This window comes from Streptomyces sp. NPDC099050 (genome assembly GCF_044759865.1).
Lineage (GTDB): Bacteria > Actinomycetota > Actinomycetes > Streptomycetales > Streptomycetaceae > Streptomyces.
Window position 1 is genome coordinate 1 of sequence record NZ_JBIWAE010000024.1, and the last position, 12463, is coordinate 12463.

The window sequence follows — 12463 nt, forward strand, 5'->3', positions numbered from 1 at the left end:
CAGGGGGGACCCTGTGGGAGAGTAGGACGCCGCCGAACAATCATTGGAGAAGAGCCCCGTACCAGGGAACTGGTACGGGGCTTTTCTGCGTTTACGGGCCGAAAATGCGTGGTCTCGGGATCGGGGGCCGTGAAAGCCTGTCCCGCATGAACGACGTGGACCCGATCGAACAGGCGCGACGCCTCGCGCACGACCGCTTTCCCGACGCGCTCGCCGTGATCCTTGCCGGATCCACGGCCGCGGGGCGGGCGACGGCCGGCAGTGATCTGGACATCGCCGTGCTCATCGAGGACGGCGGCGAGACCTGCCGGGAGACGGTCCGCTTCGAGGGGCGGCTCGTGGAGCTCTTCGTCCACACGCGCACCGGGCTCGCGGAGCTGTTCGCGCGGGACCTGGCCGGCCGCCGGCCCGTGCTGCAGGCGATGTACGCCTCCGGTGTCGTCCTGGTCGACAGGGACGGGGAGGCCGGCCGGGCCCGGGCGCTGGCCGAGGCGGACCTGCGGCGGGGGCCGCGGGCGCTGGACGCCGACGGCGTCGAGACCAAGCGGTACGGGCTCACCGACGCGCTGGACGACCTGGCTGACGCGGACGATCCGGTGGAACGCATGGTCATCGCCGGGTCGGTGCTGGCTGGCGCAGCCGAGCTGCTGCTCGAGCACCACCGGGCCTGGCGGGGCGGGGACGGGAAGTGGTTGCCGCGGCGGCTGCTCGAGGCGGACCCCGTACTGGGGGCCGCTCTGCTCGCCGGGCATCTGGAGGCCTGTACGGCCGGGGACCCGACGGCCCTGGCCGCAGCGGCGTACCGCGTGCTCGACCTGGTGGGCGGCCCCCTCCGCGAGGGCTACCGCCGGGTCTGGCGGGGCGACGCCCGCCCGGCGGGCGAGGTCTCGGTGCTGCAGAACGTGGCGATCGACTGTGCGGACGCCTACGAGCTGGCCCGGTTCTGGAGCGAGGTGACGGGCCGTCCCCTGGATTCCGCGTACGGGCCCGGAGATCGGGAGACCCAGGTGGCGATGGGGGAGGGGCCGGCGCTGTACTTCAACCAGGTGCCCGAGCCGAAGACCGTGAAGAACCGGATCCACCTGTGTCTGCGCCCCGGGACCTCGCGGGACCGGGAGGTGGACCGGCTGCTGGCCCTCGGAGCCGGCTTCGTGGCCGATCACCGCAACCCCGACGGTTCGGGCTGGGCGGTACTCGCCGATCCCGAGGGCAACGAGTTCTGCGTCCTGCGGAGCGAGTCCGACCGGGCGGGCGGCCAGTGAGGGTCTGCTGTGGGGATCTGCGGTGGGGATCTGCGGTGAGGATCTTTGGATGTCCTGCGGATGCCCGGCATGGGGTCCGGAAGGATTGGCCCTGACGGCTCGTAGGGTTGTCGCATGGGCTACGACCTCGTCATCTTCGACAACGACGGCGTGCTGGTGGACAGTGAGCCGCTCGCCAACAGCATCCTCGCCGGGTACCTGACCGAGCTGGGGCACCCGACCTCGTACGAGGAATCGCTCCGCGACTACATGGGTGCCGCGGTCCACCGGATCCACGATCTGGTGCGGGAGCGGACCGGGCAGGCGCTGCCGGCCGACTTCGACAGCACGCTGCACGCCCGCACCTTCGCGGCCTTCGAGCGGGAGCTCAAGCCCGTGCCCGGGGTCGAGGGGGTGCTGGCGGCTCTGGTCGAGAGCGGGACCGCGTACTGCCTCGCGTCCTCCGGGAGCCACGAGCGGATCCGCGTGGGGCACCGGGCGGCCGGGCTCGACGAGTGGTTCGAGGAGGAGTGGATCTTCAGTTCGGAGGATGTGGGGAAGGGCAAGCCCGCCCCCGATCTCTTCCTGCACGCCGCCGATCAGATGGGCGTGGCCCCGGCGCGGTGCGTGGTCGTCGAGGACAGCCCGCTGGGCGTCCAGGCCGCGCTGGCCGCGGGGATGGACGTGCTCGGGTACACCGCGATGGTGCCCGCGGACCGGCTGCCCGGAGCCACGGCGTACTTCGGCGACATGAACCAGCTGGCCGGGCTCCTCGGCCTGGAGGTCGACACCACCGGGTCCGGATACACGGGGTACGGCGGCGGGTTCTCGCACTGAGGTGATCGCGCCGGCCCAATCGGTATGTGATCGCTCTACCCACCGGTAGGTCCGGCGCCTACGCTGTGCCGCCATGACAGCAGACGTGCGGCTGCGCCGCGGGCGCGGGGCGTTGGGGTTCAGTTTCTTCGTGCAGGGCGTGGCCTTCGCGCTCCTCGTGACGCGGATCCCCGCCATTCAGGACCGGTACGGCATATCCGACGCCCTGCTGCCCGTCTTCCTGGCCGCCGTACCGATCCTCGCCGGTGTGTCCAGCGTGGCCACCGAGCACCTCGTGAAGCGGGTCGCGCCCGGCACCGTACTGCGGTGGGCGCAGCCGCTCGTGCTGCTCGCCCTGCTGGGCGTCGGCGCCGGCAGTGAGATGTGGCACGTGGCGCTGTCGCTCGGGGCGTTCGGTCTGTTCGTGGGGGCGCTCGACGCCTCCATGAACATGCTCGGGGTGAGCCTGCTGGGTGCGTACGGGCGCAGCATCATGCTCGGCTTCCACGCCTCGTACAGCCTCGGCGGGATCCTGGGCGCTTCCGCCGCGTGGGCGGGGGCGCACTGGCACCTCTCGCTCTTCGGTTCATATCTGCCCGCCGTGGTGGTGCTGCTGCCGCTCGCGCTGCTCGCCAGCCGGTTCTACGTGGACCAGGACGGCAAGGCCGCCGGGGCCGGCACCGCCAAGGGGCTCGGGCCGGGCGGGTTCAAGCTGCTGCTGCCGCTGTGCCTGGTGATGGCGTGTGCGTACATCGGGGACTCGACGGTCTCGAACTGGAGCGCCAAGTACCTCCAGGACGTGCTCGGCAGCTCCGAGCAGGCCGCCACCGTCCCGTACAACGTCTACATGGTGACCACTCTGCTCGGGCGGGCCGTCGGGGACCTCGGGGTGCGGCGCTTCGGGGCCGTGGCCGTCGTGCGGATCGGGACGGTCGTCGCGGCGGGCGGGTTCGCCGTGGTGGCGGCGGCGCCCGGGGTGGGGGTGGGGATGCTCGGCTTCACGCTGCTGGGGTTCGGACTGTCCGTGATCGTGCCGCAGACCTTCGCGGCGGCCGGCCGGCTGTTCCCGGATTCCTCCGACACCGCCATCGCGCGGCTCAACATCTTCAACTACGTCGGATTCCTCATCGGGGCGCCGCTCGTGGGCGGGATCGGGGACGCCTGGAACTACCGGGGGGCGATGCTCGTGCCGATGGTGCTGGTCCTCGTCACTCTTTTCTATGCCCGCTCGTTCGGTACGGAGCCCGCCCGATACGGTGTCCGGCATGAGCGGCGAACCGGTGACCGGGCTGTTGATGTGGGACGAGGCGGTAACGAAGTATGACTTCGGGCCGGGCCATCCGATGGACCCGGTGCGCCTGGAGCTGACCATGGGCCTGGTACGGGCCTTCGGGCTCGACCGGGAGCTGGAGGTACGGGCGGGCCGGGCGGCGGGGGAGTCGACGCTGAGGCTGGTCCACCGCGAGGACTACGTCGAGGCGGTGCGCGAGGTGTCCGCCGACCCCGGGGTCGCGGACGGCTCGTACGGGCTGGGGACGGCGGACGACCCGGCGTTCCACGGGATGCACGAGGCGTCCGCGCTGATCGCCGGGCAGTCTGTGGCGGCGGCAGAGGCGCTCTGGCGGGGGGAAGCCGGGCACGCCGTGAACTTCGCCGGCGGGCTGCACCACGCGATGCCCGGCGGGGCGGCGGGGTTCTGTGTGTACAACGACGCGGCGCTGGCGATCGCGCGGCTGCTGGAGCTCGGGGCCGAGCGGGTCGCGTATGTGGATGTGGACGTGCACCACGGGGACGGGGTCCAGGCGGCGTTCTGGGACGACCCGCGGGTGCTGACCATCTCGATGCACGAGCATCCGCGGACACTGTTCCCGCAGACGGGCTGGCCCGAGGAGACGGGCGGGCCGGCGGCGGAGGGGTCGGCGGTGAACATCGCGCTGCCCGCCGGGACCGGGGACGAGGGGTGGCTGCGGGCCTTCCACGCGGTGGTGCCGGAGCTGGTGGAGGACTTCCGGCCTCAGGTGCTGGTGACTCAGCACGGGGCCGATACGCACTTCGAGGACCCGCTGGCTCATCTGGCGGTGTCGCTGGACGCGCAGCGGGCGGTGATGGAGGCCTGTCACGAGCTGGCCCACTCCTGTGGGGAGGACGGGCGGTGGCTGGCGCTGGGTGGGGGTGGGTACGCCGTGGTGGATGTGGTGCCGCGGTCTTGGACGCATCTGGTGGCTATCGCTGGGCATCGGCCGATCGATCCTGAGACGGCTGTGCCGGGGTCTTGGCGGGATGCGGTGTATGCGCGGACGGGGGTCGTGGCGCCCGGGCGGATGACGGATGGGCGGGTGGCGGGCTTCCGGGACTGGGAGGGCGGTTACGACCCTGCCGATCGGATCGACCAGGCCGTACTGGCCACCCGGCGGGCGGTGTTCCCGCTGCGGGGGATGCTGGCCTAGGTGGGGGTGGGGGCCCTGCGGGGCTGTCCCCTACCCGCCCTTCCACCGTTCCCCGGGCTCTGCCCGGACCCCGCTGGGGCTCCGCCCCAGACCCCGCGCCATAAACGCCGGCGAGGCTGCAATGGTTGGGCCAACGGGTGGGGGATTGGCCGGAACTGGCGAGGCGTCAGGGTTCGTGCGGGAGCATCGGGAAGGTGTTGAGTACCGGCGCGTTGCGTGCGCATCTGCTGGCCGCCCGTCTGGCCGGGCCCGTGGCCACCTCGCGGGAGGAAAGCCTGCGCAGTTACCGGCTGTTCGCGGCGCGGGATCCGCGGGTGCTGCTGGGGCTGGATCCCGCGTGGGGGTGGGGCGAGGGTGATCTGCTGCGGCTGATGGCGCAGAAGTGCGGGGTCTCGGCCGATCCCGCGCACGTCAGCGGGCCGGACGTGATCGATCCCGAGCTGACGGTGGCGGGGCTGGACGCCTTCGCGGAGAGGCTGAGGGCGGCCGCGGACGCGCGGGCCCCGGTGTTGTTCGGGACCGGTCACCCGCACCGGCTCCTGGCGTTCTACGCCAGCTTGGCCGCCGCCCTGTCGGCGGCGGGATGTGATGTCCTCACTCCGGCGCGGGGGGTGCCCGTCGACATGCAGACCCGGTTTGGCGTACGCACGCACCGCATCGATTACGTACGAGGGGTCGCACTGGTGCGGGAAGAGGGCGTGCGGCGGGACGGGAGTGACACCGGCGCGCACTCCCATTCGCCACTGCCGGTTCGGATCGCGCTCGGGGTGCTGGCGGAGGCCGGCGGGCCGTTGCCGGAGCTGGTGGTGGGGGACCACGGGTGGGTCTGCGGCGCAGGTCAGCTCGGTGTGGAGGCGATCGGGCTGGCCGACACCGATGATCCCGCGCTGTTCGTGGGGGAGGCCGAGGGGCAGGTGTCGGTGGCGGTTCCGCTTGATGACGGGGTGCGCGCGGACTACTACCGACCGCTCACTCGCTATGTACTCAATCGGGCGAGTCTGTCGCTTCGTCAGGAGTGGACGTAGCTCCTCTTCCCCACTCGTATCACACGCCCCTACTCTGGTGAGTGAGCGTGCGACGACGGGGCGTAACCGGAGGGGAAGCCGGTGCCCGTCATGCGCGGAAGGTCAAGGTGTGTCATGGCTGCTGGCGAGAGGCCTCTCAGTGAGGTTCAGTTCCTGACCGTGGCGGAGGTCGCCTCGGTGATGCGAGTGTCGAAGATGACCGTGTACCGCTTGGTGCACAACGGACATCTGCCCGCAATCCGGGTGGGCCGGTCCTTCCGGGTCCCCGAAAATGCGGTGCACGAGTACCTCCGCGAGTCCTTTGTGGGGGTGGAATCGGCCTGAGGGCGAGGGCCGGGAGGCCGTGATTAGCCCTCGGGGGCACTCGGATTACAAGCTCAGAGCTTGGGCGGGTAGGCTAGGCCGACGTAGGTCGTGTGGGCCCCGACGCCCCGCACCGAATGAAGAGAAGTGAGCGAGGGTAGTCGTGGGCTCTGTTATTAAGAAGCGGCGCAAGCGGATGGCTAAGAAGAAGCACCGCAAGCTGCTCAAGCGCACCCGCGTCCAGCGCCGTAACAAGAAGTAAACGGTAGCTGTACGTGTTCTCCGCAGCCCCCCCACCATTCTGGTGGGGGGGCTGCGGTGCAGCCGGAGACGGTTGTTCCGATCTAGGGAGGCGCTGAGCTCGTGGGGAAGGTCGTGCTGGTCACCGGGGCTGCCCGGCAGTTGGGGGGCCGCTTCGTGCGGCGGATCCAGCGGGACCCCGAGGTCGAGCGGGTGATCGCGGTCGACGCGGTGACCCCGCCGCACCGGCTCGGCTCGGCCGAGTTCGTCCGTGCGGACATCAGACAGTCGGGCATCGCCCGGGTCTTGGCGGAGAACGCCGTCGACACGGTGGTCCATCTCGCGGTCACCGGGGGAGCGGCGACGGGCGCGGGCTCCGTCTCGTACGGCACCGTCAAGGAAACCAACGTCATCGGGACGATGCAGCTCCTGGGAGCCTGCCAGAAGTCCCCGACGGTACGGCGGCTCGTGGTGAAGTCCAGTACCAGTGTGTACGGGGGCACCTCGCGGGATCCGGCCGTCTTCACCGAGACCACGCAGCCCAAGTCGCTGCCCGCCGCCGGCTTCGCCAAGGACGCCACCGAGGTCGAGGGGTACGTACGGGGCTTCGCGCGCAGGCGGCCCGACGTCGCGGTGTGCGTGCTGCGGTTCGCGAACATCCTCGGGCCCTTCGCCGACTCGGCACTCGCCGAGTACTTCTCGATGCCGGTGATCCCGACCGTGCTGGGCTACGACCCGCGGTTGCAGTTCGTGCACGAGGACGACGTACTGGACGTGCTGCGCCTGGCCTCGCAGACCAGCGGGCCCGGCGGGCTCAGCGGGACCTTCAACATCGCCGGCGACGGGGTGCTGCTGCTGTCGCAGTGCGCGCGGCGGCTGGGACGGCCGACGGTGCCGCTGCTGCTGCCCGCGGTGACCTGGGTGGGCGCGGCGCTGCGGGCGGTGGGGGCGACGGAGTTCTCGCCCGAGCAGATAAGGCTCCTCACGCACGGGCGGGTCGTGGAGACCACGCGGATGCGGGAGGTGCTGGGATTCGAGCCGATGTATACGACCGCCGAGACCTTCGCCGACTTCACGCGGAGCCGGAGCGGCGGGCTGCTCCCTCCGGAGCGGGTCGCGCGGGCCGTGGACCGGGTGGCCGGGATGCTGGACGTGGACATGGATGGAGCGAAGCGATAGTGGCGGACGCCAAGGTCATTCCGTTCGACGAGGACCGGCCGCGACGGCGGTCCTCGCCCGCCCGGCGGGTACGGGTCGCGCCGGAGGCGCCGCTCGGACCCGCCGCGGAGCCGGCGGCGGTGGAGCCGTTGGTGGAGGCCGTACCGGAGCCGGCCGTACCGGGGGAGGGCTGGGACCGGCGGATCGCCGGCGGGCTGGCGTTCCTGCGGCGGCGGATCACCGGGGAGTACGAGGTCGACGACTTCGGCTACGACAAGGAGCTGACGGACCAGGTCCTGATGTCCCTGATGCGGCCGCTGTACGACAAGTACTTCCGGGTCGAGGTCAAGGGCATCGAGAACATCCCGAAGGAGGGCGGCGCGCTGATCGTGGCGAACCACTCCGGGACCTTGCCCCTGGACGGCCTGATGCTCCAGGTCGCCGTGCACGACCAGCACCCGGCGCAGCGGCACCTGCGGCTGCTGGCGGCGGACCTGGTGTTCATGCTGCCCGTGGTGAACGAGCTCGCGCGCAAGGCCGGGCACACGCTGGCCTGCGCGGAGGACGCGCAGCGGCTGCTGGAGGCCGGGGAGCTGGTGGGCGTAATGCCCGAGGGCTTCAAGGGGATAGGGAAGCCGTTCGGGGACCGGTACAAGCTCCAGCGGTTCGGGCGGGGCGGGTTCGTGTCGACCGCGCTGCGTGCGGGGACGCCGATCGTGCCCTGCTCGATCGTGGGGGCCGAGGAGATCTACCCGATGATCGGGAACTCGAAGACGCTGGCGAGGCTGCTGGGGATCCCGTACTTCCCGATCACCCCGACGTTCCCGCTGCTGGGACCGCTGGGCGCGGTGCCGCTGCCGACGAAGTGGACGATCCAGTTCGGGGAGCCGATCGCGACGGACGGGTACGCGGCGGAGGCCGCCGAGGACCCGATGCTGATGTTCAACCTGACGGATCAGGTGCGGGAGCAGATCCAGCACACGCTGTACAAGCTGCTGGTGCAGCGGAGGTCGGTCTTCTTCTGACGGGCACGGTTTCCGACGCACCGAAGCGCCGGCGGGGCTGGAATTCCCAGACCCGCCGGCGCTTCGGCATGTGGTGCTCGCCGGTACCGGTCGCTGCTAGTCGGCGTCCTCCGCCTTGATGCCCAGGCCTGGGAGGAGGCCTGGGAGGAGGGGCGGGAGGGTGATGTCCGGGTGGGCGGGCGTGGGCGTGCCGCCGGGCTCGGACGGGGTGGACTGGCCCTGGCCCGCTGGCGGGTCCAGGAGGTTGCCCGTGCCGCCCAGGAGACCGCGCCCGTCGGACGGCGGGGTCTTCGGGGAACCCGAGGTCCGCTCCGTGGGCGTGCTGGGGGCCGCGGACGGTGTACCCGGAGAGGGCGCCGTCTGCTGTTTGCCCGCCGGGGTGCTCGGCTTCGTGGACGGACCGGAGCCGCGGGTCTGCTCCGGAGGCTTCGGGAGCAGGTTCTGGAGCGGCGCCACCTCTTGGTCTATGGCCTGGAAGACCGACTCCACCTCTCCGCCGACATCGGTGAGCTGCGCCGGGAGGTTGCCCCGGAGCTTGGCCCACGCGTCCCGGTGTGAACGGGAGAAGGACGACAGCGCCTGGATGGGGCCGAGCGAGCCGTCCCGTGCGTAGGCGGCCTGGAGCAGCCGGTGGCCCTCCGAGGCATCGTGCTTCATGCCCGCGAGGGCTCGGCGGATCTCGCCGAGGGACTCGTGGTCGAGCGCGCCGAGGCGGCCGCGCTCCATGAGCCGGCGGGCTTCCGACAGGCGGCTGGAGGCCTGGTCGAGATAGAGCTCGCCCCGGTCCGAATCGCCGTCGGCCATCCCGAGCCGGATGTCCTCCATGCCCCGCTTCACGGGGTACAGATTGTCACCCGGCAGGGCGTCCGTGCTGGCAGCGGCCACTCCGCTGAAGGCCCCCGCGGCCACACCTACGGTGAGACCACCCGCCGCGATGCCCTTGGACCAGCGGGAGCGGGGCCGCAATTTCCGGAGCGAGGTCGCCCGGTGGGCGCCGCGGCCGGTCCGCTGTTCGGGCACTTGAGGGTCGGCGGCCACGCCGCCCCCGGCCCTCTCTTCCATCACCTTGGCTTCCATGGCGGCAATGAGCTGGGCTCGTTGCACCACTTTGACCTCGGGGTCCAGCACCGGGCGCGGCATTCTTTCGCCGAGCACGCTCGCCAGGGCCAACAACCGGTCGTGGTCGGCAGGTTCGGCAGGTGCCTCGGACTGCTCGGCCGCCGGGTCCGGTTCCGAAGGGTCGGACGGGGTCCGCTCCTCCAGGGCCTGGGCGAAGGCGTTCGCCCGCCGGTGCGGAGTCACGTTCGCGATCACTGGCGGCACCTCCTCTCGTCATGACGATCGACTCCCCAAGGTGTCCGGAAGGTTGCCTTCCTTGAGCACATCCACACTTTCGAGTGAGCGGCTTCAGGCAGGGCTTGTCCACAGGGAGCCTGCATTCCCCACAACGAGCGGCGCGGCACTTGGGTTACGGACGAAGGATGATCGGACCACAGCGGCGTCGAATTCGTCACTGCCGTCCCCGTCGCCCCAGGCGTCGAGGACGTTGGGGCCGTCGGTGGAGTCGGTGTCATCAAGGTCATCAGGGAGGGGTACCGGAATGTGAGAGGAGGCGGCGTCAGCGGGCGTCGTCGGGGAGCAGGCGGGCCAGGGTGCGGACCGCCCGGTACTGGAGGGTCTTGATGGCACCCTCGTTCTTCCCCATCACCCTGGCCGTCTCGGCGACCGAGAGGCCCTGCAGGAAGCGCAGGGTCACGCACTCCTGCTGCTGCGGATTGAGTTTCCGTACGGCTTCCAGCAGGGCCGCGTTGGAGAGGGACTCCAGGACGGAGTCCTCGGGGGACCGTTCCACCTCGTTGGCGTCGAGCATTTCGCCTGTGGTGACCTCCAGGCGGAAGCGGCTCGACTTGAAGTGGTCGGCGACCAGGTTGCGGGCGATCGTCACGAGCCAGGCGCCGAAGTCGCGGCCCTGCCAGGTGAAGGTGGAGATGCGGCGCAGCGCGCGCAGGAAGGTCTCGCTGGTGAGATCCTCCGCGGTCGCCTTGCCGCCGACGCGGTAGTAGATGTAGCGGTAGACGGTGTCGCTGTACTGGTCGTACAGGCGGCCGAAGGCATCGGCTTCGCCGGCCTGGGCGCGTTCGACCAGGTCCATCATGCGGGCCTGGTCGCTGTCCGCGGTGGGGCGGCGGGCGGCCGGCGCGGTGGTCCCGGAGGCTGCGCCCCCGGCGGACGAGCCGCCGGCGCGACCGCGTCTGCCCACCGTTGCCCCGCCGTCGGTCAGGGCGTAGCAAGGACCGGCCGGGCCGAGTCCGGCGGGGACCGCGGTGGCGAATGCGGGGGCGGTGTACGCGGTGGGGACGAAGCCGCGCAGCTGGTCGAGGACCGTTGCGCGCAGCGTAGCCAGGCCCGAGGCGTCAACCCCGACAGGTGGGTACACGGGACTCCCAGAGGCAGAGCTTCCATCACGTGCAGTGCGGGACCGTTCACCCGTCGTAGCGACAGATGGCGGTGGCATGCGTTTGAGGAGAATAACGCTTCGTACAGGCGGCGCTACACCCAGTTGCTCAAATCACCGGTTACGACACTTCTGTTGCGTGTCGAGGGCATATTCAGGCACGGATGGTGATCGATTCTTGATCAGTTGGATGCGCGGAATGCCTGCTTCCTCGGTGGCTCGCGACCGACTGGGGCATGGCGGAGTGCCGCACCGGGGGTGCGGGTAGAGGTGAGCGAATGTGCCGGGCGGGGGACGGCGCCGGGCGTGGTGGGGCGGGAGGCCGGGCGGGGCCCCGCGGCCGCTACTTGCGGCGGCGGTGCAGGGCGATCGCGGCGGCCGTGCCGCCCGCGATCGCGCCGACGCCCGCGGCGGCCGGGACGCCGATCTTCACGGCCTTGCGGCCGGTCCGATAGTCGCGCAGGCGCCAGTCGTTGGTGCGGGCATGCTTGCGCAGTTTTGTGTCGGGATTGATCGCGTACGGATGTCCGACCAGCGACAGCATCGGGATGTCGTTGTGCGAATCGCTGTACGCCGCGCAGCGCGCGAGGTCGAACCCCTCGGCGGCGGCCAGGGCGCGGACCGCCTCCGCCTTGGCGGGGCCGTGCAGCGGCTCGCCGACCAGCCGGCCGGTGTAGACGCCGTCCACGGACTCGGCGACGGTGCCGAGGGCTCCGGTCAGTCCGAGCCGGCGGGCGATGATCGTGGCGGTCTCGACGGGGGCGGCCGTGACGAGCCAGACCTTCTGGCCAGCGTCGAGGTGGGCCTGGGCCAGGGCGCGGGTGCCCGGCCAGATCCGCGTCGCCATGTACTCGTCGTAGATCTCCTCGCCGATGGACATCAGCTCGGAGACCTTGTGTCCCTTGACGATGGACAGCGCGCTGTCGCGGGCGTCCTGCATGTGCTCGGGGTCTTCGACCCCGGCCAGCCGGAACCAGGCCTGCTGCCAGGCGAAGCGGGCGAGTTCGCGGCGGCGGAAGAACTCCCGCTTGTAGAGGCCGCGGCCGAAGTGGAAGATCGCGGCGCCCTGCATGACGGTGTTGTCGAGGTCGAAGAAGGCGGCGGCCAGATCGTCGCCGGCGACGGGGAACGCAGGCTCTTCGGGCTCCTGCGGGGCCTGTGGCCCGGCGGCCGTGTCCGGTTCCGCTTCCACGTACTCAAGGGAGTCCGCGCCGTCGAAGTCCTCGTCGGCCAGTGCGGTCTTGCGGGCGGCCTCGGCCGAGGCCTCGCCTGCCAGCACGCTCCGCGCGGTGGCGGAGCGCCTACGGGGGGTGAGCCATCCCAGAGCGGCCATGACGCGAGCATAGCCACTGTGTTCGGGACTTCCCGAACCGATGGGAGTCGCGGGCGTGAACTCTTCCCCGCCGCGGACCCGGGCCGGTCGGGGCGGCGGCGCGGGAGAATGGGTGCATGAGTCCTTTGCTGCGCCGTGCCCAGAAGAAGCGTCCGGAGGAGCGGTTGGTCACGCTCATCGGCAAGCCGGGGTGCCATCTCTGTGATGACGCCCAGGAAGTGGTCGAGAAGGTCTGCGCCGAGATGGGCGCACAGTGGGAGAAGAAGGACATTTCGCAGGACGAGGAGTTGTACCGCCTGCACTGGGAGCAGATTCCGGTCGTCCTGGTGGACGGTGAACAGCACACCTTCTGGAGGGTGAACCCTGACCGGCTCCGACGGGCATTGCAGGCTTGAGCCGTCGGGCGGTTACCATCGTGGG

The 12463-nt window shown here is 70.9% G+C and carries 13 protein-coding genes and 1 pseudogene; 11 read left to right on the forward strand and 3 right to left on the reverse strand.

Translation table 11 applies throughout. The annotated features are described in order from the left end of the window. Positions 1-146: 146 nt before the first annotated feature. The 10 genes and pseudogenes from ACIQV3_RS31830 to ACIQV3_RS31875 all read left to right on the forward strand — a co-directional run. Positions 147-332 (forward strand): annotated as a pseudogene (locus tag ACIQV3_RS31830) (nucleotidyltransferase domain-containing protein); the annotation flags it as partial. A gap of 561 nt (positions 333-893) precedes the next feature. Next, on the forward strand, positions 894-1262 hold the full coding sequence (locus ACIQV3_RS31835; protein WP_403718538.1) for a VOC family protein: 369 nt from the start codon (positions 894-896) through the stop codon (positions 1260-1262). A 114-nt stretch (positions 1263-1376) separates the two neighbouring features. Next, the gene (locus ACIQV3_RS31840) at positions 1377-2078 is read left to right on the forward strand and encodes an HAD family hydrolase (protein ID WP_327305255.1); all 702 of its coding nucleotides are present in this window, start codon (positions 1377-1379) and stop codon (positions 2076-2078) included. Positions 2079-2151: 73 nt separating this feature from the next. Further along, entirely contained in the window at positions 2152-3381 is a 1230-nt protein-coding gene (locus tag ACIQV3_RS31845) for an MFS transporter (protein ID WP_403718223.1), read from the forward strand. Further along, positions 3353-4504, forward strand: a complete 1152-nt coding sequence (locus ACIQV3_RS31850; RefSeq protein WP_403718540.1) for an acetoin utilization protein AcuC — start codon at positions 3353-3355, stop codon at positions 4502-4504. The genes ACIQV3_RS31845 and ACIQV3_RS31850 overlap by 29 nt, the downstream gene beginning before the upstream one ends. 194 nt (positions 4505-4698) lie before the next feature. Further along, entirely contained in the window at positions 4699-5529 is an 831-nt protein-coding gene (locus ACIQV3_RS31855) for a phosphatase (RefSeq protein ID WP_403718226.1), read from the forward strand. Between the two features lie 114 nt (positions 5530-5643). Then, entirely contained in the window at positions 5644-5853 is a 210-nt protein-coding gene (locus ACIQV3_RS31860; RefSeq protein ID WP_162688852.1) for a helix-turn-helix domain-containing protein, read from the forward strand. 142 nt (positions 5854-5995) lie between these two features. Continuing rightward, a complete protein-coding gene (locus tag ACIQV3_RS31865; protein WP_003948845.1) occupies positions 5996-6094 on the forward strand; it encodes a 30S ribosomal protein bS22 in 99 nt (32 codons plus the stop codon). A gap of 101 nt (positions 6095-6195) precedes the next feature. Beyond that, a complete protein-coding gene (locus tag ACIQV3_RS31870) occupies positions 6196-7251 on the forward strand; it encodes an NAD-dependent epimerase/dehydratase family protein (protein ID WP_403718229.1) in 1056 nt (351 codons plus the stop codon). After that, complete coding sequence (locus ACIQV3_RS31875; protein ID WP_403718232.1) at positions 7251-8255, forward strand: lysophospholipid acyltransferase family protein; 1005 nt, start codon at positions 7251-7253, stop codon at positions 8253-8255. Before ACIQV3_RS31870 ends, ACIQV3_RS31875 begins: the two co-directional genes overlap by 1 nt. A 96-nt stretch (positions 8256-8351) precedes the next feature. Here ACIQV3_RS31875 and ACIQV3_RS31880 read toward each other — a convergent pair whose 3' ends face one another. The 3 genes from ACIQV3_RS31880 to ACIQV3_RS31890 all read right to left on the reverse strand — a co-directional run bounded on the left by ACIQV3_RS31880 (position 8352) and on the right by ACIQV3_RS31890 (position 12043). Beyond that, entirely contained in the window at positions 8352-9569 is a 1218-nt protein-coding gene (locus ACIQV3_RS31880; protein ID WP_403718235.1) for a DUF5667 domain-containing protein, read from the reverse strand. A 304-nt stretch (positions 9570-9873) separates the two neighbouring features. Next, positions 9874-10692 (reverse strand): ECF subfamily RNA polymerase sigma factor, BldN family, encoded by an 819-nt coding sequence (locus ACIQV3_RS31885; RefSeq protein ID WP_266880342.1) that lies wholly within the window; start codon positions 10690-10692, stop codon positions 9874-9876. Positions 10693-11053: 361 nt separating this feature from the next. Next, positions 11054-12043, reverse strand: a complete 990-nt coding sequence (locus ACIQV3_RS31890; RefSeq protein ID WP_403718239.1) for an HAD family hydrolase — start codon at positions 12041-12043, stop codon at positions 11054-11056. Between the two features lie 116 nt (positions 12044-12159). Between ACIQV3_RS31890 and ACIQV3_RS31895 the strand changes: the two genes are divergently transcribed. After that, complete coding sequence (locus ACIQV3_RS31895; protein ID WP_403718241.1) at positions 12160-12438, forward strand: glutaredoxin family protein; 279 nt, start codon at positions 12160-12162, stop codon at positions 12436-12438. Positions 12439-12463: the final 25 nt, after the last annotated feature.